Genomic DNA, 26,552 nt, shown 5'->3' on the forward strand with positions numbered 1-26,552 from the left:
ATGCCCTCTTGAGTCATGTGCCGCGATCTTCGCGCTTCCCCGAGCGCTCCGCGGGCGCGGAACGATCACGATCGTGACAAGGCCGCGCCGGGCCGGGGAGGACGCGGGCGGTCGCGGCGGCGGCGAGAAGGAGGGCCGCCATGATCAGGAAGGCGCGGTCGTAGGTCTCCTCGTGGGCGGTGAGGACGGCCAGGGCGGCGAGGCCCAGGGCGGCGCCCGCCTGCTTGGTGGTGTTCATCAGGCCGGACGCGGCGCCGGCGTCCCGGGCGGGAGCGCCCGAGGTGACGGTGTTGGTCAGCGGGGTGTTGAGGAGGCCGCCGCCGGCGGAGACGAGGACCGCCGGGCCGAGGACGTCCGGCAGGTAGGCGCCGCCGGGGGAGAGGCGGCTCTGCCAGAGGAAGCCGGCCGCCGCGATCAGGGCGCCGGCGGTGATCAGCGTGCGGTCGCTCGCGCGCCTCATCAGCCTGGGCGTGACGTGGAGGGCGACCGCGATCGTCAGGAGGGTGTGCGGGAGGAAGCCGAGCCCCGTCTGGAACGCGTTGAGGTGCAGGACGTTCTGCATGGACAGCGCCAGGAAGAACCACATCGGGTTGAGGCAGGCCCCGGCGAGCAGCATGGTCGCGTTCCCGGCCGCGACCGCGCGGACGCGGAAGAGCCGCGGCGGGATCAGCGGCGCCGCCGACCGGGTCTGCAGGACGGCGAACGCGGCGAGCGCGGCGGCCCCGGCGAGCAGTGCGAGAGCGTTCCAGTCGCGGGTGATGCCGTAGGTGAGCGCCGTGACGCCGCCCGTGGCGAGGGCGGCTCCGGGGACGTCCAGGCGCCGCCGCCCGCCGGTCCGGCCCGGGAGCAGCCGGGCGGGCAGCAGGGCCAGGATGCCGACCGGGACGTTGACCAGGAAGATCCAGCGCCAGGACAGCGCGTCGGTGAGGAGGCCGCCGGCGAGGTTGCCCGCCGTCCCGCCCGCGAGGCCCACCGCCGTCCAGGCGGCCAGGGCGCGCGGGCGGACGTCCTCGTCGAACGCGGTGGTGAGGACGGTCAGCGTCGCCGGCGCGAGGACGGCCGCGCCCGCGCCCTGGCATGCGCGGGCGGCGATGAGCGCGGCCGGTGAGCCCGCCAGGCCGCAGGCGAGGCTCGCGAGGGTGAACAGCGCCAGGCCGATGGCCAGGGTCCGGCGGAGCCCCCAGAGGTCGGCGAGGCGGCCGCCGAGCAGCAGGAGGCCCGCGAAGGGCAGCGCGTAGGCGTTCACGATCCACGGCAGGCCGGCGGGCGCGACGTCCAGGCGCGCCTGGATCGAGGGCAGCGCGACGTTCACGACCGACACGTCCAGCACGACCATGAACTGCGCCGCGCAGGCCAGGGCGAGCACGAGCCGCTGCCGCGACGTCATCCGGCCTCCTTGGTGATACAGCCGTACCATAATGATACGTTCGTATCACATAACGGGAGGAGGGTGCGTGCCGAGGACGGCCGACCACGGCGCGCGGCGCGCGCAGATCATCGACGGGCTGGTCCGTGTCGCCGGGCGGGACGGGCTGCACGCCGTGACCATGCGCTCGGTCGCCGCCGAGGCCGGTGTCTCGCTGCGGCTCGTCCAGTACTACTTCGAGAGCAAGGCGCAGCTGATGAACGCGGCGCTGGAGCGGCTCGAACGGCAGAGCCACGAGCGGTGGGCGGCCCGCCTGGAGGGCCTGGAGGACCCCTCGCCCCGCGAGGTCGTCGAGGCGCTGCTCGCCGAGGCGCTGCCGACCGACCCGGAGAGCCGCGCCTTCCACCAGGTGTGGACGTCCTACGCCGTGCTGGCGCTGACCGAGCCGTCGCTGGCCGCGCAGCCGTTCGTGGACGGCCCCGACCGGCTGGAGCGGCGGCTCACCGGGGTCCTCGCGGACGCGGGCGTGCCCGGAGACCCGGCGATGGAGGCGGCGAGGATGCTGGCGCTCGCGCACGGCCTGGGCACGAGCGTGCTGGTGGGGCGGCGGAGTCCGGAATCGGCCACGGAGATCCTGCGGCACCACCTGGACGCGCTCTTCTGACGGCGCGGCCCCGCCCTAGGACGGGGGCGGCAGCTCCCCGCCGGCCTCGGCGGCCTTCGCGAGGCGTTCCCGCAGGGTGCGGACGAGCTCGTCGCCCTGCTCGGTGAGGCGCTCGATCGCGGGCAGCGCCAGGTCGTCGCGGACGGTGTCGGCGAGCAGCTCGTCGTACTCGTGCGCCTTCTCGGCGATCGCCTCCAGATGCCGCTGGGCGCGCAGCACCTCGTCGGCCGCGCGGGCCCGCTCGGCGTAGCGTTCGAGCGCCTCGACGCGGCGCGTCACCGCCTCCACCGAGACGTCGAGCTTGTCGCGCAGCGGGCGCAGCGCCGCCTCCACCTCGGGGATCGTGTCGGCCGCGGCCATCTCCTCCTGCTCCGCGCGCAGCTTCGACTGCTTCGCCAGGACCTGCGCGATCTCCCACTCCTGGCGCGGCAGCGTGACGGCGTTGTCGACGGCGTCCAGCAGCCCCTCGCGGTTGACCTGCGAGTCGCGGACGGCGTCGATCGCGGTCTGGACGCGCGCCAGCAGCGCGCGGCCCTCGTCGTCGAAGTCCTCCGGGGTGAGGTAGCGGTCGCGGCGCCGCTCCAGCTCCCGGGCGCGGCGCAGGTCCAGCGAGACCGACGGGGTGCCGAGCGCGACCAGCACCGCGAGCATGCCGAGGCCGATCAGCCACAGCGAGCCGAGCAGCGGGGAGCCGATCAGCCCGAGCGCGAGGACCGACAGCGGCGCCAGCCACAGCAGCGGCTTGCGGCGCGCGACGATGGTGTCCAGCTCGGCCCGCAGCGCGGGATCGGCGACGGGCCGCGGCTCGGCGGGGGCGCCGTCCCCGGGGGAGCGCGGCGGCGCGATGCGGCGCCAGGACGTGGACACGTGCGTCTCGAACGCGAAGTCGGTCGGCGCGATCTCGATCTCGGTCGGCCCGGCGGGCAGCGGCCACGAGCCGACGGGGTCGCCGCCGCCCGGACCGGTGAAGCGCACCCACCAGCCGCCCTTGCCGTCCTCGCAGCGGTAACGGCCGGGGGCGACGTCGATGCCGACGAAGAACGTGCCGATCCCGGGTATGGAATCGTTCCACGCGCCATGGGTCACGGGCGACCTCCCACCTGAACCGACGTACGGGGGACGGCAAGAGTTGCAGTACCCACATCCGTGTCGGGAAAGCCGGATCGGATTTGGAATACTCCACGCGTGCGACCTGACTACGACCCCCTCGATGATCCGCCATGGGCCATGCAACTGGTGGTACGCGCGGAGAAGGCCGATCCGCCCAATCACGGCGCGGTCTGCGAGGCGGCGGCGACCGCGGTCGTGAGGCTGCTCACCGATCCGCGGGCCGCCGACCCGGAGGGGGAGTGGCACGAGGCCGTCCGGGAGTGGGAGGCGCGCCGGATCAGGAAGGTGACCCGGCGCGCCCGCGGCGTCCGCTGGCCGGAGGCCGGGGCGCTGCCCGGCGTCACCGTCGAGCACGCGGGCGCGCAGGTGCGGGCGTTCCCGCCCGGCCCGGTGTCGGACCTCCCGCCGCAGCTGGCCAAGCTCCAGGTGGCGGGCCTGGATCTGCCCGACGAGGCGGAGCCGGGCCCGCCGCCCGAGCCCCCGTACGCCGCGATCGCCCTGAACCCGGACGTGACGATCACGACCGGGAAGGCCGCCGCCCAGTGCGGGCACGCCGCCCAGCTCCTCCTCCGCCGCGGCCGCCGCAGGCACGTGGCGGCGTGGGTCGAGGCCGGCGCGCCCGTCCACCTGGTCCGGGACGTGCCGTGGAGCCGCTGCGTGAAGGAGGCGGGGGTCGCGGTCCGCGACGGCGGGTTCACCGAGGTCGCGCCGGGCACGATGACCGCGACCGCCTGGCTCGTCCGCCGGTAGGCGCGGCGCGCCGGGACGGGCCCGGCGCGCCGCGCCCGCGGATCAGGGGAGGGTGAGCGCGACCGGCGTGATGCCGGCGGCGCGGATGAGGGACGGCAGGCGGCCGGCGAACGGGTGGTGGTCCACCGGCAGCCCCCGCGGGTTGTCGATCACGTAGTGGACGACGCCGCCGGCGCGGCGCTCCGCCCACTTCGCGCCGACCGACCGCAGCACGGACACGGCTCCGGCCGCGTCCGCCGCCTTCACCGACACCCGGATCGGCGACTCGTACGACGGCAGCCCGGCCGCCTCCTGCGCCGCCTTGGCCGTCGCGCTCGCCTGCGGCGCCGCCGCCTTCGCCGGGTCGGGCCCCAGGATCGCGTTGTAGAGCAGCTCGGCCGTCCCGTCGGTCAGTGCCCGGAAGTTGGGCTCGGCCGCGAACAGCACGGACCGTCCTTCGCCGACGGGCTGGTCCACGACCGCGGCGGTGCCGCCCAGCTCGGACGCGCCGCGCTCGTACCCGGAGACGAACCAGTCGGGCGAGCCCGCCTCCGGATACGCCACGGCGACGCCGCTGGACGCCTTCATGACCAGGTCGTAGGAGGTGAAGTTCCAGGCCGTGGCGCCGACGCCCTTCGCCAGCGGGCTCGCGCCGTCCACCTTCACGCGCAGCAGCGTGCCGGGGATGTCGGACGTCGGCTCGGCCAGCGTCGCCGTCGTCAGCCCGAGCCGTGCCGCGAGCTGGGCGCCGCCCTGCCAGCCGACGTAGCGGCCGCCGTCCCGAGCCCACCGCTGGAGCGCACCGCGGCCCGCGTCACCGAGCGCCGTGTGGGCGGACGCGGCCGGGCCGTTCGGCGCGAGGACCACGCCGAAGCCCGTGAGCTTGCCCGCGGCGACGTCCGCCGGGGTGAGCAGCGTGAACGGGAGCTTCCAGTCCCGGTCGAGGCGGTGCCGGAGCCAGCCCGTGGACTGCCGCGCCGAGGACGACGTCTCCGACAGCTGCAGGATCGCGAGCTTGGGCGCCTTTCCCTCGTGTCCGGGCCGCGGCGCCGCCGGGGTCGGCACCGGTACCGCCTTCGGGCGCAGGACGGCGCCGGACGACCCGCCGGACACGTTCGCGAGCAGCGGCAGGCTCCACGCCGTCACGTCGTAGAAGTACGGGAACGGCGTGTAGGAATCCTCGTTCAGCATGGCCTGGATCCAGTGCTTCCGACCCTGCGCCATGGAGATCACGTACGTGCCCGCGGGCAGCGTCGTCCTGGCCTCCGGCTGCCCGTACGCCTTGAAGTCGGGGACGGTGAGCGGCCGGACGAGCCTCTCGACGCGCACGCCCATGCGCTGGAGCCTGCGCACGATGTGGCGGACCGCGGCGCGCTTGGCCGGGTCGTCGTCCCGGAGGAAGTAGGCCCGCACCTTCCGGTCCGGCACCGGCCGGTCGACCTGGTTGGGCGGGTTGTAGACGTGGTTGGGCTCCAGCGTCCCCGCCTTGCCCTGCGCGTGGGCGTCGACCGTCATCCGGCGCCACTCGGTGAGGATGCGGCGCCGGTCGCGGGCCGCGGCGGACAGCGACACCCACTGGGTGAGGTACTGCTCCTCGACCCGCTCCGGATACGGGCTTTGGTCGCCCTTCTCGAAGGTCATCCCCGCGGCGTGGAAGGCGCTGGTCGGGACCGAGTCCCCGTAGCCCTGGTAGAAGAGGTCGTAGACGTCGCGGTTGAAGAAGTCGATGCCCTGCCGCGTGAACTCGGCCGCCATCGCCGCGCCGTAGGTGTCGTTGATCCAGCCGACGGCCTGCTCGGGCGTCTCGTGGTAGATCGGGTCGGCGTTCGGCGGGAAGAAGTACGACGTCCCGCCCATCTCGTGCGCGTCGATGTAGAGGACCGGCGGGTACTGGTTGAGCATCGCCAGCTTGCCGTCGGTCTCGGGCTGGGTGCGCGCGAACCAGTCGCGGTTCATGTCGAAGCCGTAGGCGTTCTGCCGCGTGTTCAGCTCGCGCCCGTCCGGGTTCTGCGTCGGCAGGACGATGACGAGCGCGTTCGCGAGGATCCCGGTGGCGGCGCAGTCGCCGCGGTCACCGAGGTCGCGCAGGACCCGCAGCGCCGCGTCCGTGCCGCTCGGCTCGTCGCCGTGGACGTTCCCGCTGACCCACAGGATCGGGACCCCGCGCTCGGTGATCCGCCTGGCGAGCGCGGCGGGCGTGCGGGGGTCGCGCAGCAGGCCGGCCTCCAGCCGCACCTTGGCCAGCCCGGCCTTGGAGATCAGTTCGGGGCGTCCCGCGATCGCGTACTTCAGCGGGCGTCCCTGCGCGGTGGTCGCCAGGGTTCCGGACACGACCCGCTCGCTCTTGGCGGCGACCGTCTCCAGGTACCTGTCGGACTCGGCGGCGGTGACGGGACGCTCCCCGAGGTCGAAGCCGAGGACCTGCTGGGGAGAGGGGACCTTGCCGCGGTAGACCGGTGCGGTCCGCGTGGGGTCGCAGCCGGCCGCCGGCGCGGCGGGCTGCGCGGCGGCGGGCGCGCCGAGCGACGCCGGGACCGCCAGGGACGCCGCCAGCACCAGGGGCAACGTCAGTTTTCGGGCTCTCATGAGCCACAACGTGGCACCGCGCGCCAACGGCACCAACGGCAACTCTGCCAAGATCAGTCGCGCGGCTCGGGGCGCTGCCGCGGCCCGGTCAGCGACGCGGCCCGCGAGGCGGCCCGGTTGATCGCCTGGAGGGCGAACTCCTGGGTCCGGGTGAGGCCGCCCGGCCCGCGTCCCGGCGTGTCGGGCGCGGCCGGCGCGGCGCCCTTCCTGGCGGCCGCGAGCTGGGCCTTCGCGCTCAGCCCGTAGGAGACGAACAGCAGGACGACGAACCCCGCCAGATAGACCAGGTGCTGGAGAAGACCGCCCCACCTGCCCGTGAAGACGTCCAGGACGGCGAACATGGCGAACCCGGCCATCCAGCCGGCCATCGGCGGGACGAGCAGCATGTCCCGGCGCAGGACGAGCCCGGCCGCGGCGGAGAGGACGAGGAGCATCTCGGCCACCTTGACCAGGACCAGGACGGCCGTCGCCGGACCGGAGCCGAAGTAGCCCTCGATCTCCTCGACCCGGTCGCCCCACAGCACCGCCGCGCTGAGCAGGCCCGCGGCGCCGTAGGCGATGAGGAAGACTCCGATCGCGTAGTGGAACCGGTGCCATGTCCGCGATCCGCGTGCGGTGCCGCCCGCCGGAGTCGCGGACGGGCCGGCCCCTGGCTCCGCACCCGCGCCCACCGTCATCGTCCGCCCCCAAGTTCCGGTTGATGTGTTAGGCGCAAGATATCCCGGATAAGGTTCCGCCGACCTCCGAAACGCGGGGTGCGCGCGTGTCCGCTCGCCCCGCCATCACCCGGTTGACCAGCCGAGGTGCTTGCACACGGGCGGGCGAAGCGGGACGCTGAAGGCACGTCGGGCCGCGCGGAATCCGTGAGGAACAAGGATGACGCCTGACGATACGGGAACGGCCGCGCCGTCGAAGACGCGGATCGAATATCTGGAAGAGCTCGGGGACGAGCTGGTCAAGCGCGGTCTCCGGGTGCGCCTCACCCTGCCCCGCGGCCAGTCGCCCAGCCTGCACGTGATGACCCCGGACGCGGCCGCCCTCACCGAGAACATCCTGGCGGAACAGGGTGCCGACGGCTGGTGGTACTGGTGGTCGTGGGCGGAGCGCATCGGGGCGGCCGACGACGTGGCCGGCGCGGCCGACCGGGTCGCGTTCGTCCTCGCCGCTCGCTGAATGTTGAGCCGCGAAACATTTCGCTGACCGGGCCCGCTGGAGGCGGGTCCGGCGGGCGCCTGCCGCCACCCGTCCCGCCGCCGCCCGCCATCTCCCGTTTCACCCGTGTTGATCTCGCGTTACTTGATTGTTACCGCCGACAACAAATCAAGCGGGCGCGAGGTCTGGCGCGACAGGCGAACGCGACATAAGTTGCGGGGCACAACATTCACGTCGGTGGGAATGTGATCTCGCCCACCGGCACCGGCCACCCCCGGCCGCGGCACGCGGCCACGCCCAGAAAGGACCCGGGCTATGCGCAAGGGGATCCTCAGCCTGATGGCCCTCACGACGGCCGCGGCGCTCAGCCTCACCGCGTGCGGCGACGACGGCGACGACTCCGGCGGCGACTCCGGAGCGGCCAAGGGAAAGGTCGGCGTGATCCTGCCCGACACCGCCTCCTCCGCCCGCTGGGAGAACTTCGACCGCCCCTACCTCCAGCAGGCCTTCAAGGCCGCCGGGGTCGAGAGCGACATCCAGAACGCCGAGGGCTCCGCCCAGCGGTTCCAGACCATCGCCGACCAGATGCTCACCAGCGGCGTCACCGTCCTGCTCATCACCGGGCTCGACTCGAACTCCGCCGCGGCCGTGCAGCGCAAGGCCCAGGCCCAGGGTGTCAAGACCATCGACTACGACCGGCTCACGCTCGGCGGCGTCGCCGACTACTACGTGTCGTTCGACAACGTGAAGGTCGGCGAGACGATGGCCGAGGGCCTGAAGAAGTGCCTGGGCGAGAAGGACGCCAACATCGTCTACCTCAACGGTTCGCCCACCGACAACAACGCGACCCTGTTCGCCAAGGGCTCGCACAACGTCCTCGACAAGGTCAGCACGTACAAGAAGGTCGCCGAGCAGCCCGTCCCGGACTGGAAGGCCGAGAAGGCCGCCACGCTCTTCGAGCAGATGTGGACCGAGCAGAAGGGCAAGATCGACGGCGTGCTCGCCGCGAACGACAACCTCGGCAACGCGGTGATCTCGATCCTGAAGAAGAACCAGCGGGCCGGCAAGGTCCCGGTCACCGGCCAGGACGCCACCCTGCAGGGCCTGCAGAACATCCTCGACGGCACGCAGTGCACGTCGGTCCACAAGCCGACCAAGCAGGAGGCCGACGCGGCCGTCAAGCTGGCCGTCTCGCTGATCAAGGGCGAGAAGGGCGAGACCACCGCCACCGAGCACGACCCGGTCGGCAAGCGTGACGTCCCGTCGGTGCTGCTCACCCCGATCGGCATCACCAAGGAGAACGTCAAGCAGGTCATCGACGACGGCGCCGTCAAGGCGGCCGACCTCTGCAAGGGGGCGTACGCGGCCAAGTGCAAGGCCGCGGGCATCGCGGTCCAATAACGCTCCCTGCCCTTACCTCGTGGCGGGTCCCACACCGCTGAGGGCGTCCCGGGTACCCGGAAAACCCGGGACGCCGGGGGCCCGCCACGGGCGACAAGACTCGGAAGGAAACACGTGGCTGAAAACGGAGACCCCGTCCTCCGCCTGACCGGGCTCAACAAGAGCTTCGGTGCCGTCCACGTCCTGCACGACGTGGACTTCACGCTGCGGCTGGGCGAGGTCATGGCCCTCGTCGGCGACAACGGAGCGGGCAAGACGACCCTGATCAAGTGCATCGCGGGCATCCACCCGATCGACTCGGGGCACGTCGAGTTCGACGGGCGGCCGGTGACCATCGACGGGCCGCGCACCGCGGCCGATCTCGGCATCGAGGTCGTCTACCAGGACCTCGCCCTCGCCGACAACCTGGACATCGTGCAGAACATGTTCCTCGGCCGCGAGCGCCGCCGGGGGCTCGTGCTGGACGAGGCGTCGATGGAGGAGGCCGCGCGGGAGGTCCTCTCGCGCCTGTCGGTCCGCACCGTCAAGTCCGTCCGCCAGCAGGTGTCGAGCCTGTCCGGCGGGCAGCGCCAGACCGTCGCCATCGCCAAGGCGGCGCTGTGGGAGTCCAAGGTCGTGATCCTGGACGAGCCCACCGCCGCGCTCGGCGTCGCCCAGACGCGGCAGGTGCTCAACCTCGTCCGGCGGCTCGCCGACAGCGGGCACGCCGTCGTGCTGATCTCGCACAACATGAACGACGTGTTCGAGGTCGCCGACCGCATCACCGCGCTCTACCTCGGCCGTGTCGCAGCGGACGTCGCCCGCTCCGAGGTCACCCACGGCCAGGTCGTGGAGCTCATCACCGCCGGCCGTTCCGGCGATCTCGGTCTCGCGCCGACGACCGCCGCCGAGAGCATCTGAAGGGGGACCACGTGTCCACCGACCTCCCCAGGCAGAAGAAAGTCGCCATGGACAAGCTGGCGGATTCGGACTTCGCGGCCGACCGCCGCGAGCACGACATGCGCTCCGCCGCGCTGGACTACTGGAACAAGATCAAGTCCGGTGAGCTCGGCGCGCTGCCCGCCATCCTCGGGCTGATCTCCCTCGTCGTGCTGTTCACCGCGCTGAAGCCCGACACCTTCCTCAGCAAGGCCAACATCGCCAACCTGTCCACCCAGGCGCTCCCGATCACCATCCTCGCGATGGGCCTGGTGTTCGTGCTGCTGGTCGGCGAGATCGACCTGTCGGCCGGCGTGGCGAGCGGCCTCAGCGCGGCCGTGATGGCCAAGCTCGTCGTGGACGCCGGCCAGCCCTGGTACGTCGCGATCATCAGCGCGGTGGCGAGCGGGATCATCATCGGCACCGTGATCGGCTGGCTCGTCTCGGTCCTGCGCATCCCGTCGTTCGTCGTGACGCTGGCGTTCTTCCTCGGGCTGCAGGGCATCACGCTCAGGCTGATCGGCGAGGGCGGCACCGTCCCCGTCCGCGACGACGTCATCGTGGCGCTCGCCAACAAGAACATGCCGATCTGGCTCGGCTGGACGTTCGCCTCGGCCTGCGCGGTCGGCTACGCCGCCACCCAGATCGTGCGCTGGCGTCGCCAGCGCGTCCGCGACCTGCACTCCAAGCCGCTGGAGTTCGTGCTCGCGCAGTCGGCCGTGGTGGCCGCGGCGCTGCTGATCAGCACCTACGTGCTGAGCCTGGACCGGGCGCCCAGCCCGCTGATCACGCTCGGCGGCATCCCGTGGGGCGTGCTGCTGGTCGGCGTGCTGCTGATCGTCTGCACCTTCGTGCTCGGCCGCACCGGCTACGGGCGGCACATCTACGCCGTCGGCGGCAACGCCGAGGCCGCGCGCCGGGCCGGCATCAACGTCGCCCGCATCCGGATCTCCGTCTTCATGATCGGCTCCGGGCTGGCGGCGGTCAGCGGCATCGTGGCCGCGTCCCGGCTGAACTCGGTCGCCACCGACGCGGGCGGCGGCAACACGCTGCTGTACGCGGTCGGCGCCGCCGTCATCGGAGGGACCAGCCTGTTCGGCGGGCGCGGCAAGGCGCGGGACGCGGTGCTCGGCGGGCTCGTCATCGCCATCATCGAGAACGGGCTCGGCCTGCTCGGCACCAGGGCCTACCTGAGCTTCCTCATCACCGGCGTCGTGCTGCTGCTGGCCGCCACGATGGACGCGCTGGCCAGGCGCCGCCGGTCGGTGGCCGGCCGGTGACGGCGGGAACCCGGTGATCCCGTGAACCCGGCCGGGGACGCCTGGGAGCCGGTGGCGCGCACCACCGGCTCCCCGGCGTGGGCGCCCGCTCCCGGCGCCGCGCCCGGCCGTTCCCGCGCGGGGAACCCGGCTGGTACGCTCACTGACCTCGACCGCCTGGCGGGTGGCGGCGGTGTGGGACGGTGGGAGCCAGTCGGCATGTCGAAGACACCGGCGCTCGACCTGCGCGGCATCGACAAGAGCTTCGGTTCCGTCCAGGTCCTGCAGGACGTCTCGTTCTCCGCGTACCCCGGCGAGATCACGGCGCTCATCGGCGACAACGGCGCGGGAAAGACCACGCTGGTCAACTGCATCGGCGGCATCCACCCGCTCGACCGGGGCGAGTACCGCTTCGAGGGCAGGCAGGTCCGGGTCGGCGCCCCGCGGGACGCCAGCCGCCTCGGCATCGAGATCGTCCACCAGGACCTCGCGCTCTGCGAGAACCTCGACATCGTGCAGAACATGTTCCTCGGACGGGAGCAGCGCAGCGGCCTGACCCTGGACGAGGACACGATGGAGGAGATGGCCCGCGCCGCGCTGTCCGGCCTCGCCGTCCGCACGCTGGGCTCGGTCCGGCGCCGGATCTCCACGTTGTCCGGGGGGCAGCGGCAGATCGTCGCCATCGCCCGCGCCGTCCTGATGGACAGCAAGGTCGTGGTGCTGGACGAGCCGTCGGCCGCGCTCGGCATCGCGCAGAGCCAGCAGGTCCTCGAAGTCGTGCGGCGCCTCGCCGACAAGGGCCTCGCCGTCGTGCTGATCTCGCACAACATGAACGACGTCTTCGCGATCTCCGACCGGATCGCCGCCCTCTACCTCGGCCGGATGGTCGCCCAGGTCAGGACCGCCGACGTCACCCACCGCCAGGTCGTCGAGCTGATCACTTCGGGAGGCGGCGGACCGGTGGGGCTGCGCCGATGATGAAGGCGGGCCCGTCACAAGAGGACATCCGGCGCCACAACCTCGGAACCCTGCTGCGCTTCGTGCACCTGCGCGGCCCCGCGTCCCGGGCGACGCTCGCCGAGTCCCTCGGTCTGAACCGCAGCACGATCATGGCCCTGACGGCCGACCTCACCGCCGCCGGGCTCGTCCGCGAGGAGCTGCCGCGCGGCCCCGGACGCCGGGCCGGGCGCCCGTCGCTCGTGGTCAGGCCCGAGTCCACCCGCGTCTACGTGCTGGCGTTCGAGGTCGGCGTCGACCGGCTCGTCGTCGCCCGCGTCGGCCTCGGCGGCGTCGTCCTGGACCGCCGCGAGGGCCCCCGGGCCCGCGACTCCGAACCTTCGGACCTGCTCGGCGTCCTGGTCGCGGGCGCCCGCTCCCTCGTCCGCAAGGCCGAACGCGACGCCGTCTGCGTCGGCGCGGCGCTCGGGTTCCCCGGCACCGTCCGCCGCTCCGACGACACCATCATGTTCGGCCCGAACCTCGACGTGGGCGAGCTGCGGCTCGGGGACGCGCTGTCGCGCCGCCTCGGCCTCGGCATCCCGGTCTCGGTGTGCAACGACGCCAACCTCGGCGCCCTCGCCGAGCACGAGCGCGGCGCCGGGGTCGGCTGCGACGACCTCATCTACCTGCACGGCGACGTCGGCGTCGGCGGCGGCATCATCGCCCACGGCCGGCTCCTCGGCGGCGACCAGGGCTTCGGCGGCGAGATCGGCCACATGATCATCAATCCCGGCGGCCGGCTCTGCGCCTGCGGCGCGAAGGGCTGCCTGGAGGCCGAGGTGGGGGAGCGGGCGCTGCTGCACCACGCCGGCCGCGAGGAGGAGCCCGGCCAGGCGGGGCGCGACGCCGTCCGGCAGATCGTTCTGTCCGCGGACGCCGGCGACATCGTCGCCCGCGAGGCGCTGCACCGGGTCGGCTCCTGGCTCGGCCTCGGCGTCGCCAACCTCGTCAACATCTTCAACCCCGGCATGATCGTCTTCGGCGGGACGCTGCGCGACATCTACCTCGGCGCCGCCGCCCCCATCCGCAGCGTCCTCACCAACGGCGCCCTCGCTGCCTCCCGCGAGAAGGTCAAGCTCCGCACCGCCGCCCTCCGCGACGACACCACCCTCGTCGGCGCCGCCGAGTTCGCCTTCGCCGAAGTCCTCGCCGACCCCGTCCAAGTCCTCGCCAGACTCAGAGCCCCCGAAGACAGTCCCGTCTAGTCGCGTTCACGGGCGAACGTCCCGTAGGAGCGGTTGTAGAAGATCAGGGGTGGGCCGTCGTGGTGTTGGGCCAGGTCGTGAACGCGCGCTACGACGATCATGTGGTCGCCGGCGAGGTGCTCCTGCTCGACCGAGCACTCGATCCACGCCAGGGCGTCGCTGATCAGCGGGGCGCCGCCGGGGGTGTGCGACCAGCCGATGCCCGTGAACTTCTCGTCGCCGTTCCCGAACGCGAGCCGTTCGGTGACGTCGACCTGCGACTCGGCCAGGATGTTGACGCAGAGGCGGCCGGCGGCGCGCAGCCGGGGCCATGTCCGGCTCGTGTGGGCCACGCAGAACGCCACCAGGGGCGGGTCGAGGGAGACGGACGTGAAGGAGTTCACGGCAAGGCCCGTGGGACGTCCCGGAGCCGGGTCGACGGCGGTGACGGCGACCACGCCGGTCGCGAACCTGCTCAGCACCGAGCGGAACGCGGCCGCGTCGACGCGGGCGGCGGAGGGGCCGGACGAGCCGTTGGGCGATCCGTGCATAGAGGTCCGTTCCTGGCGGGGATGCGTCGATGACCACTAAAGCCTCCCGTCGCCCGTGCTGATTCCCCGGGGGCGCGATCTCAGCCGAAGGTCCCGGCCGCGGTTCGGTCCCGGGACCGAGCCGTGATCCGGCACCCGTGATCAGGAACGCGGTGCCTCGGCGGGCGGGGTCAGCAGGACGGCGGCGTACGGGGTGACGCACGCGGCCGACGTCATGCCGTTCAGGGCGAGCCGCCCGGCGCCGGCCAGGTGGGCCCTGACGCGGGCCGGGACGCGCGGGCCCTCGTGCAGGGCCGCCCACGCGATCCAGCCGACGGCGACGACCGCCCAGTAGGAGACGAGCCGGTAGAGGCCGACGGCCGCGGCGGCAGGTGACAGGGTCGCGCCGAACGCGACCAGGGACGCGGCCATGCTGCCCTCGATGGCGCCGAGGCCGCCGGGGAGCAGCGGGAGCATGCTGCCCGCCGCCTGGGCGGCGAAGTAGGCGAGCGCGACGCCGTTGGGGTCGACGGCGACGCCCACCGCGTGCGCGGCCGAGAGCAGCGCCAGGATGTCGAACACCCAGTTCAGCAGGGCGAGCGCGATGAGCGCGGCCCAGTCGCCGCGGGTCGGCCGCAGGACGTCGCGGACGCCGGAGAGCCGCTCGGCGTGCGGTGCGATCCGGGGATGGGCGAGGACGGCCCGGTGGGCGCGGCGCAGCGGCGCCGTCGCCAGGGCGCGGAACCCGCTCCATCGCAGCGCGGGGACGAGCAGCACGGCCAGCGCCGCCAGGACGGTGAGCGCGAGCAATGCGAACCGGCGGGCGTGCGGGTCGGACAGCAGCGCGAGCAGGCCGATCAGGGAGTAGGCGGTCGTGGTGATCACGCCGCCGGCCAGGATGACCGCGGTGGCGAGCCGCGCCGACGCCCCGCCGCGGCGGAACTGCCGGAAGGTGTAGACGACGCTGACCGCGGGCCCCGCGGGCAGCGTGGTGGACAGGGCGTTGCTCGCATAGGTGATCGCGAAGGCGCGGCGCATCGTCATCCGCAGCCCGCCGATGCGCAGTAGCCGGCGCTGGAGCCGGGCGAAGGCGCCCATCGACCCCGCGACCGCGAGGACGACCACGGCGAGCCAGCCCGGGTCGGCGTGCGACGCGGCCGTCCAGATCGCACCGAGGTCGGGAAGCTCGTCACCGTAGAGCGGCAGCGCCGCGAGGGCGCCGAAGACGAGCGCCCACTGGACGATCAGCCCGGCCCTGCGCCGCCACCAGGGACCCCGTGCCGCCTGCTCGCCGGGCCCGTCCTGGAACGGGTTCGAGGACTCGACATCGTCCTGGGAACGGACCGGTGCCGTGACTGTGTCGTCCATGTCCCGGTCACCTCGCAAGCTCGCTCGCATTGCGCAACCTACGGCCCGCCTATGACATTCCCCGAAGTGCGAAAACGAACCGCAAAGTGACTCTCGCCACCCGCGTCACAGACCGGCGCAGGTCAGGGCCGGCGGGTGGGGTTCACCGCGTCGCTCTCGGCGGGGACGTTGGGGTCGGGCCACCGCTCCTCCTCGCCGCGCCGGGCCGACTGCTTCTCGTAGTCGCTGATGCCGACGCCGTCCTCGCTCTCCTCGGGCACCTCGATGACATGGTCGTCGGGCGGATCCTCCACGTACTGCTCGGTCAGGGCGATCTCCTCCTCCTGCTCGTCGTCGCCCATGTCGTCGATGTCCGCGCGGAAGTCCCTGCCCTCGCCCGGTCGGCGTTCCCTCATGACTCCTCCGTCGCCTCGGATTCGCTGATCGGACCGGTATCCCCGATGTCCGGAGCCCTACTCGCGGTCGCGGACGGCGACGAGCCCGCCGACGACGCCCACGTAGGCGGTCCCGTCCGGGCCGAGGGTGATGGGCGCCCAGTTGTTGTCGAACCACTTGCCGGTCCCGGTGAGCACCTTGAAGGAGGTTCTCCCGGTGTGGACGTCCACTGCCGTCAGGTACCAGGCGTCGATGAAGTCCTTGCGCGGTTCCTTCGTGTAGAGGTACAGGAGTCCGGCGGGCACGGAGACCTTCGCGACGGTGGACGGCGAACGTTCCTTGCTCGTCCAGACGGTCTCGCAGCCGTTTCCGCCCGGCTTCACGTCCACGCGGCTCACTCCGCCCGTGGACGATCCTCCAGGCGGGAGCTCGAAGAAGTTGCGGTAGCCGTAGTTGTTCTCGACGAACAGGCTGTTCCCGTAGCCAACGAGAGAGTTGTCCGTGGCACTGGCTCCGCTACCGAACACGGGAATCTGGCAGACGAGCCCGCCGTCGTCCCTGCGACGGACTATGACGTGCATGCGGTCATCGGCGTTGTCGGTGATGGCGACATAGCCGTCACCGAAGAAGGTGGGAGTTGTGCCGGAGCCCTGGTCGATCTGGCCGGGCTTCCGTCCGCTGCCTCTGTCGTACGCCTCGCGCCAGACGATTGCCGGCGTTCCGTCCGTGCCGGCACGCATCCGGTAGAGCGCATGGTCGGAGACGATCGAGACGCCGTTCTCGGCCGCCGCGAAGGAGTTCTGGATGCCCTCGCCTGGGAGCCGCGTCATCCGAACGGTCCCCGTCTTGGGATTCACCGTGCCGACGCGCCCGTTGCGCGTGATCCACCAGATCAGGCCGTCCCAGTCCGGCCCGACCGCGGTGATCGGGTCGCACTCGCCCTTCGGCCACGGGTTCGTCCAGGTGGCGCAGTCGTGGGGAAGGTGCCCGCTGAGGTCCCAGTCGTCGGTGACCGTGAAGCGCCACGTCCCGTCCGGACCCTTCTCGTGGGCGAAACGGCGCAGGTGGAAGGCCGAGTCCGCGAGGACGGCGCGGTCCTGCGGGTCCAGGTAGTAGTACGCCCCGCCCGAGGTGTCGGTGAGCACCTTGTCCAGGCTCAGCGAGAACACCGCCTGGACTGTCGACGGCCTCGGCGGCAGGTCGTACGTCGCGAGGTCCTTCAGCGTCCTCGGATCGATCAGCCGCAGGACGAAGTTCTGCCCCCGCGTGCACTGCGCGACGATCAGGCCGGTCCGCCGGGCGAAGGTCACCGTCGAGCACAGGCCCGGCAGGCCGCCGCCCTTGGCCTCGTTCCCCACCCGCGGATCGCGGCCGAGCGGCCCCGGGAACGGGTAGGTGTCGGACGCGTAGCTGTCGGCGTGCATGGACGACGTCCCCGCCGGTCCCTGGTGCGGGTTGGCCGGGACAGGACGTCCGGCGAGGGGCCTCGGCACGGCCGGACCGCCGATGTAGGACGGGACGAAGCCCCTCCCCGGACCATCGGGGATCGGGTCGGCCGCCGCCGGGACCGCGGCCCCCAGCAGGGCGGCGGAGAGCAGGGCGGCGAGCAGGGGTCTGCGCATGGAGGGCTCCTCGACGGGACGTGGGTGACCCGGCCGCGCCCTCCGGGACGATCCACCGCGTACATGGGTGATCGTTCAACGCGCCCGGATGGTTACGATCCGGTCATGGGCGTACAAGCTGTGATCTTCGACTGGGGCGGCACGCTGACCCCCTGGCACGACCTCGAACTGGCCGAGATGTGGCACGCCATCTGCTCCGCCCACCTCCCCGCGGACACGATCGAGAAGACCGTCGCCGCGCTCGTCGCCGCCGAGGACGAGCTGTGGCGCCGCGGCACCGAGGAGCACCGCAGCGCCACCCTCGCCGAGGCGTTCGCGATGGCCGGCCTGGAGCCGACCGAGGAGCTCCTGGCCACCCACTTCGAGACCTGGACCCCGCACACCCACACCGACCCCGCCGTCCCCGGCCTGTTCACCGCCCTCCGCGAGCGCGGCATCAAGATCGGCGTGCTGTCCAACACCATCTGGAGCCGCGCGTGGCACGAGCGCGTCTTCGCCCGCGACGACGTGCTCGGGATGCTCGACGGCGCCGTCTACTCCAGCGAGATCCCCTGGACGAAGCCGCACGCCGGGGCGTTCCGCGCCGCGATGGACGCCGTCGGCGCCACCGACCCCGCCTCCTGCGTCTTCGTGGGCGACCGCCCCTACGACGACATCCACGGGGCCAAGGCCGCCGGCCTGCGGGCCGTCCAGATCATCCACCAGACGACCCCCGCCTTCGAGCGTCCCGGGCTCACACCGCCGGACGCCCGCATCCACGACCTGGCCGAACTCCTCCCGCATGTGGAGAGGTGGCACTCACCCTGACGCGGGTTTGCCGGCGACGATGAGGTCGCGGGTGATGGCCTGGTCGACGCGGTGGCGGAAGCCGCGGTAGGCGCCGGAGTCGCGGACGTCCAGGCCGCTGGAGGCGAGGATCTCGGCGAGCTGCTCGCGGCGTCCGACGAAGGTGTTCCAGGAGATCCCGATGGCGCCTCCCGGACGCAGGAGGCGCGTCCACTCGGGGACGGCCGCCGCGAGCAGCTCGACCGGGCTGCGGGAGAGGTTCGGCTTCCCCTTGCGGCCGGGCTGCGCGCCCTTGGCGCGGCTGCCGTGCTGCACCCCGTACGGGGCGTCCGTCACGATCAGGTCGAAGGAGGCCGGGCGGAAGAACCTGCCGGCGCCCAGCGAGTCGGCGTTCACGACGGTGATCTCCATCGTCTCGCCGCTCTTGTACCGCTCCTTGGACGCGCCCAGCGTCACGTGCAGGCGGCGCCCGAGGACGGCCTTCTCCCGCCGGATGTTGGTGATCTCGGCCTGGTGCTTGACCCGGTTGTTCTTCAGCCAGGTCTTGATGAAGGCCGCGTAGGCGTCGAAGTCCTTGGCGTCGATGTCGATCCCGGCGGCGTCCAGCCCGTACATCATGGCCTGGTTGAGCGTGGTGCCCCGGCCGCACAAGGGGTCGAGGACGCGGGGGCGGCCGGTGACCAGGTCCATGGGGGAGTCGGTCGCCATCGCGGTGACGTTCAGCAGCAGCCTGGTGAAGTACTCGTTCGTCTTTCCGGAGTACTTCTGGATGGTCAGCAGATCACTGCCGAACAGGTCGAGGGGCTGGAGCATGACCGGGCGGAGCAGGTCGCCCTCGATCTCGAACAGCGCGTACAGCGACGACAGGTTCGACAGGAGACGGACGTCCTGGTCCCTCAGCCGGTCGGCGGAGAAGGTCACGTAGGGGACGCCGCCGATGGCGGTCTCCTCGATGTCGTGGACGCGTCCGCCGAGGGCGCGTTCGGCGAACACCTCCAGCTCCGCCTTCACCAGGCCGGCGGCGGCCTGCGCATAGACCCGGTTGTGCGAGGGGGAGACGAGAAGGCCGTACGCGGTCATCTGGTGGACCTTACTGGACCCCGAGGGGGAAGACCGCCGGGACGACCGCGCCCGGCGGTCTCGGCGCGGCCCTTGGACGGGCCGCTCCTACCCGGTCAGGCGGCGTGCGCGGAGCGGTCCGCGGCGTCGCCCTTCCCGGAGGGCGTGTCCGCTCCGGCGGCCGGCAGCGCCCGCGACTCCCCGGCGGCGCGGATCTCCGGCGTGGCGGGCTCCTCGACGGGGGGCAGGTCCGGAAGATGCCGCGCGGCGGCGTTCAGCAGTTCGGCGACGCGGCTCTTGAGACTCGCCAGGTCGGCGCGCGCCACGTCGGCCTGGGCCTGGGCCCGGCGCGCCTGCCGGCGGGCCGCGTCGCGCTCGGCCGCGAGCCGGGTGAGCTGCTCGTGGTAGGCGGCCCGCAGCTCGTCGAGGGCGCTCGTCCCGCCCGGCCGCGCAGTCGTGGTCACTGTGCTCCCTCCTCTCGGATCGTCCCTGCAAATGGGACTAACGCCGTGATTCGGGCACTTCGTTCCCCGCGTGCCGGAGATCACTCACCCGGTTCGGGACGGGGGGACAGCGCCGCGTCCGGCAGCCCGGGGAAGGCGCCCGCGGGAGCGGCGAGCCCCGCCCTCGCGCGCCAGCGCGCCGACCACGCCACGGCCCGCTGCGCCCCGTCGGCGGCGAAGGCCCGCAGGTCCGGGGAGGAGGCCGCGGCGAGGCCGACGTAGGCCGGGGCGAGGCCGTCCTCCAGGGCCGCGGCCAGCTGGGCGGCGGCGCGCGCGGACGTGACCTTGACGGGCAGCCGGTAGGCGGGCGCCGCCGCGACCCGCTTGATCGACAGGATCGAGGCCAGCGTGTCGCGCTGGGCGCGGTGCGCGTTCCACCTCTCCTTCGCCACCTGCCGGAGCGTCCCGCGCAGCCGCGAGCCGAGCACCCCGTACCCGTAGACGGCCGCGTGCTCGGCGGCCAGCGCCGCCCGCGCGGCCTCGGCGTCCGTCGTCGACCGGACGGGCGGGGGATCGCCCCTGACCGCCATCGCGTGCCCCGCCTCGCACGCGCCGATGCTGGCGAGCAGCTGGGCCAGCGCCGGGCCGGACTTCGCGGCCTCCGCGGCCCGCGCCCGCGCCGCCCGCTCCTCCAGGCCGCGCAGGGCCGCCAGGCCCCGGGCACCGGCGGGGACGGGCGCCGCGCTCGGCGGCGGGATGGCGCCGCCCTCGCCGGCCCGGTCGCCCGAACCCGGGACGTAGTGCCGCTTCAGGACCGCCAGATGGCTCCGGTGACGGGCGAGGACGGGGTCGAGCCGCCCGGCCAGCGAGGCGTCCGCCGACCGCGCCGCCTCGTACGCGGCGATCAGGTTCTGCTCGGACGCGATGGCGCCGACGAGCGTGGGCACGTCCCCGCGCGGCGCGGCCTTCGCGGTGCAACCCGCGAGCCACGGCATCGCGATCGCCGCCGCGCCGCCGAGCAGGGGCCCCCGCCCCAGCAGGGCCCGGCGCGACAGGTTTCCCGGCAGGGGCGGCACGGCCTCTGGCAAGGGAGTCTCCTCACCCGGTGGTGTGGTGGTGGCCCGCTGTGACCGCGGGTCTCCGGACGCGTCCATCGGGCCAGCTCAAGCATTCCATATCCGCCGCGCCGGTGAGCCGTCCGAAAGACCGCTGCGGTCTCCGGGGGTCGATAGTCTTGAGGTGTCAACGGACGAGCGGGGACCCCCGCGTCGCGGCGGCACAACAGGAGGAGGGCCCATGAGCGTCGAGTCCAGCGGCGGCCGCGCTCAAGGGAGGCGCGGCCGGCAGCCCGGCGCCCCGGCCCGCCCGACGCGCGACGCCGCGGCCGCCGAGCTGACCCGGCTCCTCGCGCCCGAGGTGACCGCGGCGGGCTTCGACCTGGAGGAGGTCGACGTGCGCCCGGCGGGCCGCCGGCGGCTGGTCAGGATCGTCGTGGACGGCGACGGCGGAGTCGCGCTGGACGACATCGCCCGGCTGAGCGAGATCGCCTCCGGGCTGCTCGACGAGTCCGACGTCATGGGCACCTCGCCCTACGTGCTGGAGGTGACCTCGCCCGGTGTCGACCGCCCCCTCACCGAGCCGCGGCACTGGCGCCGTGCCGTCGGCCGGCTGGTCGTCGCCCCGCTGACGGAGGGAGGCCAGGTCGAGGGCCGCGTGGTGGCGGCCGACGACGAGGCCGTCGAGATCGACGTCGTCCGTGGGCGCCGGGGCAAGGGAGCCGGGGCCAAGGGCGCGCCGGAGACCGTGCGGCGCCGGTTCGGCCTCGGCGAGCTGGGGCGCGGCCGTGTGCAGGTGGAGTTCAAACCCGCTGCTGACAAGGCCGAGGAAACGCGTTCTCCGGCTGAGCCGGACTAGAGGGGGGAACCTCGTGGACATCGACATGACCGCCCTGCGGTCACTGGAGAGCGAGAAGGACATCTCGCTCGACGTGGCCGTCAAGGCCATCGAAGACGCCCTGCTGATCGCCTACCACCGGACGGAGGGCGCGGCGCCGAAGGCGCGCGTCGAACTGGACCGCACGAGCGGGCACGTCACCGTGTGGGCCACCGAGACCGACGACGAGGGCAACGAGGTCGGCGAGTACGACGACACCCCGACGGGGTTCGGCCGCATCGCCGCCACCACGGCCAAGCAGGTCATCCTGCAGCGGCTCCGCGACGCCGAGGACGAGCTGACCTTCGGCGAGTACGCGGGCCGCGAGGGCGACATCGTCAGCGGCATCATCCAGCAGGGCAAGGACCCCCGCAACGTGCTGGTCGACCTCGGCAAGATCGAGGCCATCCTGCCGCCGCAGGAGCAGGTGCCCGGCGAGCACTACGACCACGGGGAGCGGCTGCGCGCGTACGTCGTCCAGGTCCGCAAGGGCCACCGCGGCCCGTCGGTGCAGCTGTCGCGGACGCACCCGAACCTCGTCCGCAAGCTGTTCGCGCTGGAGGTCCCGGAGATCGCCGACGGCACCGTGGAGATCGCGGCGATCGCGCGGGAGGCCGGGCACCGCACCAAGATCGCGGTCCGCTCGCGCAAGCCGGGAGTGAACGCCAAGGGCGCCTGCATCGGCCCGCTCGGCAGCCGGGTCCGCAACGTGATGGCCGAGCTGCACGGCGAGAAGATCGACATCGTGGACTGGTCGGAGGACCCCGCGGAGTTCGTCGGGAATGCCCTGTCCCCGGCGCGCGTTTCGAGTGTCGAGGTGGTCGACGCGGACGGCCGGGTCGCCCGGGTGGTCGTGCCCGACTACCAGCTGTCCCTGGCCATCGGCAAGGAGGGGCAGAACGCCCGGCTCGCCGCGCGGCTCACCGGCTGGCGGATCGACATCCGGTCCGACACCGAGCCCGGGCAGACGCCCCCGAAGGCCGCCGGCTCCGGCCAATCCGGATCTTCTACGCCAGGAGAGCATGCGACCGGCCCCGCCGACGCCTCGGCGCGGTAGACTCATGGAACGTGGCCGGGCGGCCCCTGTTCGTATGTGCGTGGGCTGCCGGGTTCGCACGGTCAAGTCCGACCTGCTGCGTCTGGTGGCGGTCGAGGGCGTCCTCGTCCCCGACCCCCGAGGACGGCTGCCGGGGCGGGGTGCGTACCTGCATCCCGATCCGGAGTGCCTGGAGCTCGCAGAGCGACGTCGGGCGTTCCCGAGGGCGTTCCGCCTTCCGGGGCCGCTCGACTCCGGTGCGCTGCGCCGGCGGCTTGCGGCACGCGCCGCACAGCAGCAGGATGGCCGAATGGTAAGCGACGTCTAGTCGGAAGCAGGTCGAGATTGCTATGAGCGCTCGATGAGCACGCCGCGATGAGTACGGCAAGTTAGCGACGGTCCGGAGGCCGCACCCCCGGACCGAGTAGGGAGTGCAGTGGCGAAGGTCCGGGTTTACGAACTCGCCAAGGAGTTCGGTGTAGAGAGCAAGGTCGTCATGGCCAAGCTCCAGGAAATGGGCGAGTTCGTGCGTTCGGCGTCCTCCACGATCGAGGCGCCGGTCGTTCGCAGGCTGACAGAAGCCTTCTCAAATTCTTCTTCGTCCCCCAAGCAGGGGGACCGGCGGGTCGCGGCCAAGAAGCAGGCGCCGCGCCCGTCCGCACCGCCGCGCCCGGGTCCGCCCGGCGGCGGTTCCGATTCTCAGGGCGCACGTCCGGGGCCGCGCCCCGGTCCGCGCACCTCCGCGCCCAAGCCGGCCCCCGCGGCCCCCGCCGGTCCCGGTGGCCAGGGCGGTCCCGGTGGTCAGGGCGGCCCCGGTGGTCAGGGCGGCCCCGGTGGTCAGGGTGGCCCCGGTGGTCAGGGTGGCCAGGGCGGCCAGGGCGGAGCGCCCAAGCCGGGCCCGCGCCCGGCCGTCCCGCCGGCGCCGAGCACGCCGGTGAACGCGCCGGCCGCGCAGGGGCCGAGCGCCCCGCCGGCGTCCGGTCCGGGCACCGGCAACCGCGCACCGGGCGGGCCCAAGCCGGGTCCCCGCGCGCCCAAGCCGGGTCCGCGCCCGGGTCCGCGCCAGGGCGGCGGCGGCCGCGGCCCCGGCGGTCCGCGTCCGGGCAACAACCCGTTCAGCTCGACCAACACCGGCATGGGCCAGGCGCCCAAGCCGGGCCCGCGTCCCGGGCCCCGTCCGGGCGGTGACCGTCCCGGCGGCGGTGGTGCCGCGGGCGGTCCGCGTCCCGGTCCGCGTCCCGGCGGCGCCCCCGGTGCGGGCGGTCCGCGCCCGAACCCGGGCAGCATGCCGCCCCGGCCGGGCGGCCCGCGTCCGAGCCCGATGAACATGCCGTCCTCGCGGCCCGCCGGCGCCCCCGGGCGCGGCGGCCCCGGTGGTGGCGGTGGTGGCGGTCGCGGCCCGGGTGGCGGCGGTCGCGGTCCAGGCGGCGGCGGTCGCGGTCCCGGTGGCGGCGGCCGTCCCGGTGGCGGCGGCTTCGGCGGCCCCCGCGCGGGTGCCGGCGGCCGTCCGGGCGGCGGCTTCGGCCCGCGCCCCGGTGGCGGCGGCCGCGGCCGCGGCGGCACGCAGGGCGCCTTCGGGCGGCCCGGCGGGCGTCCGGCCCGCGGGCGCAAGTCCAAGCGGGCGCGCCGCCAGGAGTTCGAGAACATGCAGGCGCCCGCCGTCGGCGGCGTCTCGGCCCCGCGCGGCAACGGCAAGACCATCCGGCTGCCGCAGGGCGCGTCCCTGACCGACTTCGCCGAGAAGATCGGCGCCAACCCGGCGTCGCTCGTCGCGATCATGATGCACCTCGGCAAGATGGTCACCGCGACCCAGTCGGTCGACCCCGACGACCTCATGGCGCTCGGGCTGGAGCTGGACTTCGACGTCCAGGTCGTCAGCCCCGAGGACGAGGACCGCGAGCTGCTCGAGTCGTTCGACATCGAGTACGGCGAGGACGAGGGCGGCGAGGAGAACCTCCAGGCGCGTCCGCCGGTGGTCACCGTCATGGGCCACGTCGACCACGGTAAGACCAAGCTGCTGGACGCCGTCCGGCACGCCAACGTGCAGGCGGGCGAGGCCGGCGGCATCACCCAGCACATCGGCGCCTACCAGGTCGAGACCGAGGTCGACGGCGAGGACCGCAAGATCACCTTCATCGACACCCCGGGCCACGAGGCGTTCACCGCCATGCGCGCCCGCGGTGCCGACACCACCGACCTGGTGGTGCTGGTGGTCGCCGCGGACGACGGCGTCAAGCCGCAGACCACCGAGGCGATCGACCACGCCACGGCGGCCGGGGTGCCGATCGTGGTCGCGGTCAACAAGATCGACGTCGAGGGCGCCGACCCGAACCGGGTGCGGGCGCAGCTGACCGAGTACGGCCTCGTGGCCGAGGAGTTCGGCGGCTCGACCCAGTTCGTCGACGTGTCCGCCAAGCAGGGCGTCAACATCGACGGGCTGCTGGAGGCGATCGTCCTGACCGCCGACGCCGAGCTCGACCTGAAGGCCAACCCCGACATGCCCGCCCAGGGCTCGGCCATCGAGGCCCACCTGGACAAGGGCCGGGGCGCCGTGGCGACCGTGCTGGTGCAGCGCGGCACGCTGCGGGTCGGCGACTCGATCGTCTGCGGCGTGGCCAACGGCCGCGTCCGGGCGATGCTCGACGAGAACGGCAACAGCGTCGAGGAGGCGGGCCCGTCCCGTCCGGTGATGGTGCTCGGCCTCGCGGCCGTGCCCGGCGCGGGCGACAACTTCCTGGTCGTCGAGGACGACCGGGTCGCCCGGCAGATCGCCGACAAGCGGGTCGCGCGCAAGCGCAACGCCGAACTGCTCAAGAGCCGCAAGAGCAGCTCCCTGGAAGAGCTGTTCAAGGACCTGGAGCGGGGCGAGCGGCAGGAGCTGCTGCTCATCCTCAAGGGCGACGTGTCCGGTTCCGTCGAGGCGCTGGAGGACTCCCTCCTCAAGATCGACGTGGGCGACGAGGTCAACCTGCGGATCATCCGCCGCGGCGTCGGCGCGATCACGCAGGACGACGTCAACCTGTCGCTGGCGTCCGAGGGCGCGGTCATCATCGGCTTCAACGTGCGGCCGGAGCGCAACGCGCAGGAGCTGGCCGACCGCGAGGGCGTCGACATCCGGTACTACTCGATCATCTACCAGGCGATCGAGGAGATCGAGGCGGCCCTCAAGGGCATGCTCAAGCCGGAGTTCGAGGAGGCCCAGCTCGGCACCGCCGAGGTCCGGGAGATCTTCAAGGTGCCGCGGATCGGCAACATCGCCGGTTCGATGGTCACCTCCGGGATCATCCAGCGCAACGCCAAGGCCCGCCTCGTCCGCGACGGCGTCGTGGTCTCCGACAACCTCACGGTGTCGTCGCTGCGCCGCTTCAAGGAGGACGCGACCGAGGTCCGCGAGGGCTTCGAGTGCGGTATCGGCGTGGGATACAACGACATCAAGCTCGGCGACGTCATCGAGTGCTTCGAGATGCGGGAGAAGCCCCGCGACTGAGGCGGACGGCACGCCCGCGCGGTCCCTGCAGGGGCCGCGCGGGCGAGCCGGCCCGGCGGCCGGTCCACCGGCACGCCGGCGAGATGATCTTTTTCGGGTGACACGGCGCCAGGCGGACTTCTAGCCTGGCGTCCGTCATGTTCGGGAACGCGGCGGACGGCCGCGTTCCGCATTCTGAGAGACCCGAGGTGATCGACCAGGTGTACGTGGGTGCGCTGACACTCGACCTGCTGCTGGGGGACGTCCGCTCGCTGAAGCAGAAGCGGTCCGTCGTCCGGCCCATCATCGCCGAGGTGCAGAAGCACTTCCCGGCGGTGGCCGTCGCCGAGACCGGCGACAACGACCTGCACCGCAGGGCGGAGATCGGGGTGGCGGTGGTCTCGGCGACGGCCGCCAACTGCACCCGCGTGCTCGACCAGTGCGAACGGCTCGTGGCCGGGCGCCCGGAGATCGAACTGCTGGCGGCCCGGCAGCGTCTCTTCAACGACGAGGACTGACGGCCCGGCGCGACGGCGGGCGTCCCCCCACAATGAAAGAGCGAGGACG

Annotated in this window: 25 protein-coding genes; 14 read left to right on the forward strand and 11 right to left on the reverse strand. The window is 73.1% G+C overall.

The window, feature by feature from the left end; translation table 11 throughout:
• Positions 1–13: 13 nt before the first annotated feature.
• Entirely contained in the window at positions 14–1,387 is a 1,374-nt protein-coding gene (locus tag ABGB11_RS33040) for an MFS transporter (protein WP_347639375.1), read from the reverse strand.
• Positions 1,388–1,454: 67 nt separating this feature from the next.
• Here ABGB11_RS33040 and ABGB11_RS33045 point away from each other — a divergent pair, with 67 nt between their 5' ends.
• Complete coding sequence (locus ABGB11_RS33045; RefSeq protein ID WP_347639377.1) at positions 1,455–2,030, forward strand: TetR family transcriptional regulator C-terminal domain-containing protein; 576 nt, start codon at positions 1,455–1,457, stop codon at positions 2,028–2,030.
• Positions 2,031–2,045: 15 nt separating this feature from the next.
• Here the strand turns inward: ABGB11_RS33045 and ABGB11_RS33050 are convergent, their stop codons facing one another.
• Complete coding sequence (locus ABGB11_RS33050) at positions 2,046–3,116, reverse strand: hypothetical protein (RefSeq protein ID WP_347639379.1); 1,071 nt, start codon at positions 3,114–3,116, stop codon at positions 2,046–2,048.
• Between the two features lie 99 nt (positions 3,117–3,215).
• Between ABGB11_RS33050 and ABGB11_RS33055 the strand changes: the two genes are divergently transcribed.
• Positions 3,216–3,890: a hypothetical protein gene (locus ABGB11_RS33055; RefSeq protein WP_347639381.1), complete on the forward strand. Its 675-nt coding sequence runs from the start codon at positions 3,216–3,218 to the stop codon at positions 3,888–3,890.
• A 42-nt stretch (positions 3,891–3,932) separates the two neighbouring features.
• On the opposite strand, the gene ABGB11_RS33060 is transcribed toward ABGB11_RS33055, so the two are convergent.
• Both ABGB11_RS33060 and ABGB11_RS33065 read right to left on the reverse strand, forming a co-directional pair.
• Entirely contained in the window at positions 3,933–6,455 is a 2,523-nt protein-coding gene (locus ABGB11_RS33060) for a M14 family zinc carboxypeptidase (RefSeq protein WP_347639383.1), read from the reverse strand.
• 53 nt (positions 6,456–6,508) lie between these two features.
• Positions 6,509–7,132 carry a hypothetical protein gene (locus ABGB11_RS33065; RefSeq protein ID WP_347639385.1) on the reverse strand — a complete coding sequence of 208 codons (624 nt, stop codon included), beginning with the start codon at positions 7,130–7,132 and terminating at the stop codon, positions 6,509–6,511.
• Positions 7,133–7,331: 199 nt separating this feature from the next.
• Between ABGB11_RS33065 and ABGB11_RS33070 the strand changes: the two genes are divergently transcribed.
• The 6 genes from ABGB11_RS33070 to ABGB11_RS33095 all read left to right on the forward strand — a co-directional run bounded on the left by ABGB11_RS33070 (position 7,332) and on the right by ABGB11_RS33095 (position 13,389).
• Entirely contained in the window at positions 7,332–7,628 is a 297-nt protein-coding gene (locus ABGB11_RS33070; RefSeq protein WP_347639387.1) for a hypothetical protein, read from the forward strand.
• A gap of 294 nt (positions 7,629–7,922) precedes the next feature.
• A complete protein-coding gene (locus ABGB11_RS33075) occupies positions 7,923–9,008 on the forward strand; it encodes a sugar ABC transporter substrate-binding protein (protein ID WP_347639389.1) in 1,086 nt (361 codons plus the stop codon).
• A 114-nt stretch (positions 9,009–9,122) separates the two neighbouring features.
• Positions 9,123–9,908, forward strand: coding sequence for an ATP-binding cassette domain-containing protein (locus ABGB11_RS33080; protein WP_347639391.1), 786 nt, complete (start codon positions 9,123–9,125; stop codon positions 9,906–9,908).
• A gap of 11 nt (positions 9,909–9,919) precedes the next feature.
• Complete coding sequence (locus ABGB11_RS33085) at positions 9,920–11,206, forward strand: ABC transporter permease (RefSeq protein ID WP_347639393.1); 1,287 nt, start codon at positions 9,920–9,922, stop codon at positions 11,204–11,206.
• Positions 11,207–11,404: 198 nt separating this feature from the next.
• Positions 11,405–12,163 (forward strand): ATP-binding cassette domain-containing protein, encoded by a 759-nt coding sequence (locus ABGB11_RS33090; RefSeq protein ID WP_347639395.1) that lies wholly within the window; start codon positions 11,405–11,407, stop codon positions 12,161–12,163.
• Positions 12,163–13,389 carry an ROK family transcriptional regulator gene (locus tag ABGB11_RS33095; RefSeq protein WP_347639449.1) on the forward strand — a complete coding sequence of 409 codons (1,227 nt, stop codon included), beginning with the start codon at positions 12,163–12,165 and terminating at the stop codon, positions 13,387–13,389. The genes ABGB11_RS33090 and ABGB11_RS33095 overlap by 1 nt, the downstream gene beginning before the upstream one ends.
• On the opposite strand, the gene ABGB11_RS33100 is transcribed toward ABGB11_RS33095, so the two are convergent.
• The 4 genes from ABGB11_RS33100 to ABGB11_RS33115 form a co-directional block, all read right to left on the reverse strand.
• Entirely contained in the window at positions 13,386–13,919 is a 534-nt protein-coding gene (locus ABGB11_RS33100; RefSeq protein ID WP_347639397.1) for a flavin reductase family protein, read from the reverse strand. The genes ABGB11_RS33095 and ABGB11_RS33100 overlap by 4 nt on opposite strands.
• 141 nt (positions 13,920–14,060) lie before the next feature.
• The gene (locus ABGB11_RS33105) at positions 14,061–15,266 is read right to left on the reverse strand and encodes a lysylphosphatidylglycerol synthase transmembrane domain-containing protein (protein ID WP_347639399.1); all 1,206 of its coding nucleotides are present in this window, start codon (positions 15,264–15,266) and stop codon (positions 14,061–14,063) included.
• Between the two features lie 122 nt (positions 15,267–15,388).
• Entirely contained in the window at positions 15,389–15,661 is a 273-nt protein-coding gene (locus tag ABGB11_RS33110; RefSeq protein ID WP_347639401.1) for a hypothetical protein, read from the reverse strand.
• Positions 15,662–15,718: 57 nt separating this feature from the next.
• Positions 15,719–17,263: a hypothetical protein gene (locus ABGB11_RS33115; RefSeq protein WP_347639403.1), complete on the reverse strand. Its 1,545-nt coding sequence runs from the start codon at positions 17,261–17,263 to the stop codon at positions 15,719–15,721.
• A gap of 105 nt (positions 17,264–17,368) precedes the next feature.
• Between ABGB11_RS33115 and ABGB11_RS33120 the strand changes: the two genes are divergently transcribed.
• On the forward strand, positions 17,369–18,070 hold the full coding sequence (locus tag ABGB11_RS33120; protein ID WP_347639405.1) for an HAD family hydrolase: 702 nt from the start codon (positions 17,369–17,371) through the stop codon (positions 18,068–18,070).
• Here ABGB11_RS33120 and ABGB11_RS33125 read toward each other — a convergent pair.
• The 3 genes from ABGB11_RS33125 to ABGB11_RS33135 form a co-directional block, all read right to left on the reverse strand.
• Positions 18,062–19,129 (reverse strand): SAM-dependent methyltransferase, encoded by a 1,068-nt coding sequence (locus tag ABGB11_RS33125; protein ID WP_347639407.1) that lies wholly within the window; start codon positions 19,127–19,129, stop codon positions 18,062–18,064. The two genes, ABGB11_RS33120 and ABGB11_RS33125, sit on opposite strands and share 9 nt — an antisense overlap.
• Positions 19,130–19,224: 95 nt before the next feature.
• A complete protein-coding gene (locus tag ABGB11_RS33130; RefSeq protein ID WP_347639409.1) occupies positions 19,225–19,572 on the reverse strand; it encodes a hypothetical protein in 348 nt (115 codons plus the stop codon).
• A gap of 80 nt (positions 19,573–19,652) precedes the next feature.
• The gene (locus tag ABGB11_RS33135; RefSeq protein ID WP_347639410.1) at positions 19,653–20,639 is read right to left on the reverse strand and encodes a DUF4439 domain-containing protein; all 987 of its coding nucleotides are present in this window, start codon (positions 20,637–20,639) and stop codon (positions 19,653–19,655) included.
• 208 nt (positions 20,640–20,847) lie between these two features.
• On the opposite strand from ABGB11_RS33135, the gene rimP reads away from it, so the two are divergent.
• From rimP to ABGB11_RS33160, 5 genes are all read left to right on the forward strand, one after another.
• Entirely contained in the window at positions 20,848–21,465 is a 618-nt protein-coding gene (gene rimP, locus ABGB11_RS33140) for a ribosome maturation factor RimP (protein WP_347639411.1), read from the forward strand.
• Positions 21,466–21,490: 25 nt separating this feature from the next.
• Entirely contained in the window at positions 21,491–22,540 is a 1,050-nt protein-coding gene (nusA, locus tag ABGB11_RS33145) for a transcription termination factor NusA (protein ID WP_347639450.1), read from the forward strand.
• A 34-nt stretch (positions 22,541–22,574) separates the two neighbouring features.
• On the forward strand, positions 22,575–22,847 hold the full coding sequence (locus ABGB11_RS33150; RefSeq protein WP_347639451.1) for a YlxR family protein: 273 nt from the start codon (positions 22,575–22,577) through the stop codon (positions 22,845–22,847).
• A 108-nt stretch (positions 22,848–22,955) separates the two neighbouring features.
• Positions 22,956–26,006 (forward strand): translation initiation factor IF-2, encoded by a 3,051-nt coding sequence (infB, locus tag ABGB11_RS33155; RefSeq protein ID WP_347639412.1) that lies wholly within the window; start codon positions 22,956–22,958, stop codon positions 26,004–26,006.
• Between the two features lie 200 nt (positions 26,007–26,206).
• The gene (locus tag ABGB11_RS33160; RefSeq protein ID WP_347639452.1) at positions 26,207–26,503 is read left to right on the forward strand and encodes a DUF503 domain-containing protein; all 297 of its coding nucleotides are present in this window, start codon (positions 26,207–26,209) and stop codon (positions 26,501–26,503) included.
• The last annotated feature ends 49 nt before the right edge of the window (positions 26,504–26,552 follow it).

This window comes from Actinomadura sp. B10D3, assembly GCF_039871695.1.
Lineage (GTDB): Bacteria > Actinomycetota > Actinomycetes > Streptosporangiales > Streptosporangiaceae > Spirillospora > Spirillospora madurae.

Excerpts from the sequence above, each read along its gene's own strand:
- ABGB11_RS33040 (WP_347639375.1), bottom strand. The coding sequence starts at position 1,387 with ATGACGTCGCGGCAGCGGCTCGTGCTCGCCCTGGCCTGCGCGGCGCAG.
- ABGB11_RS33060 (WP_347639383.1), bottom strand. The coding sequence starts at position 6,455 with ATGAGAGCCCGAAAACTGACGTTGCCCCTGGTGCTGGCGGCGTCCCTG.
- ABGB11_RS33065 (WP_347639385.1), bottom strand. The coding sequence starts at position 7,132 with ATGACGGTGGGCGCGGGTGCGGAGCCAGGGGCCGGCCCGTCCGCGACT.
- ABGB11_RS33070 (WP_347639387.1), top strand. The coding sequence starts at position 7,332 with ATGACGCCTGACGATACGGGAACGGCCGCGCCGTCGAAGACGCGGATC.
- ABGB11_RS33075 (WP_347639389.1), top strand. The coding sequence starts at position 7,923 with ATGCGCAAGGGGATCCTCAGCCTGATGGCCCTCACGACGGCCGCGGCG.
- ABGB11_RS33090 (WP_347639395.1), top strand. The coding sequence starts at position 11,405 with ATGTCGAAGACACCGGCGCTCGACCTGCGCGGCATCGACAAGAGCTTC.
- ABGB11_RS33095 (WP_347639449.1), top strand. The coding sequence starts at position 12,163 with ATGAAGGCGGGCCCGTCACAAGAGGACATCCGGCGCCACAACCTCGGA.
- ABGB11_RS33100 (WP_347639397.1), bottom strand. The coding sequence starts at position 13,919 with ATGCACGGATCGCCCAACGGCTCGTCCGGCCCCTCCGCCGCCCGCGTC.
- ABGB11_RS33105 (WP_347639399.1), bottom strand. The coding sequence starts at position 15,266 with ATGGACGACACAGTCACGGCACCGGTCCGTTCCCAGGACGATGTCGAG.
- ABGB11_RS33110 (WP_347639401.1), bottom strand. The coding sequence starts at position 15,661 with ATGAGGGAACGCCGACCGGGCGAGGGCAGGGACTTCCGCGCGGACATC.
- ABGB11_RS33115 (WP_347639403.1), bottom strand. The coding sequence starts at position 17,263 with ATGCGCAGACCCCTGCTCGCCGCCCTGCTCTCCGCCGCCCTGCTGGGG.
- ABGB11_RS33120 (WP_347639405.1), top strand. The coding sequence starts at position 17,369 with ATGGGCGTACAAGCTGTGATCTTCGACTGGGGCGGCACGCTGACCCCC.
- ABGB11_RS33125 (WP_347639407.1), bottom strand. The coding sequence starts at position 19,129 with ATGACCGCGTACGGCCTTCTCGTCTCCCCCTCGCACAACCGGGTCTAT.
- rimP (WP_347639411.1), top strand. The coding sequence starts at position 20,848 with ATGAGCGTCGAGTCCAGCGGCGGCCGCGCTCAAGGGAGGCGCGGCCGG.
- nusA (WP_347639450.1), top strand. The coding sequence starts at position 21,491 with ATGACCGCCCTGCGGTCACTGGAGAGCGAGAAGGACATCTCGCTCGAC.
- ABGB11_RS33150 (WP_347639451.1), top strand. The coding sequence starts at position 22,575 with ATGTGCGTGGGCTGCCGGGTTCGCACGGTCAAGTCCGACCTGCTGCGT.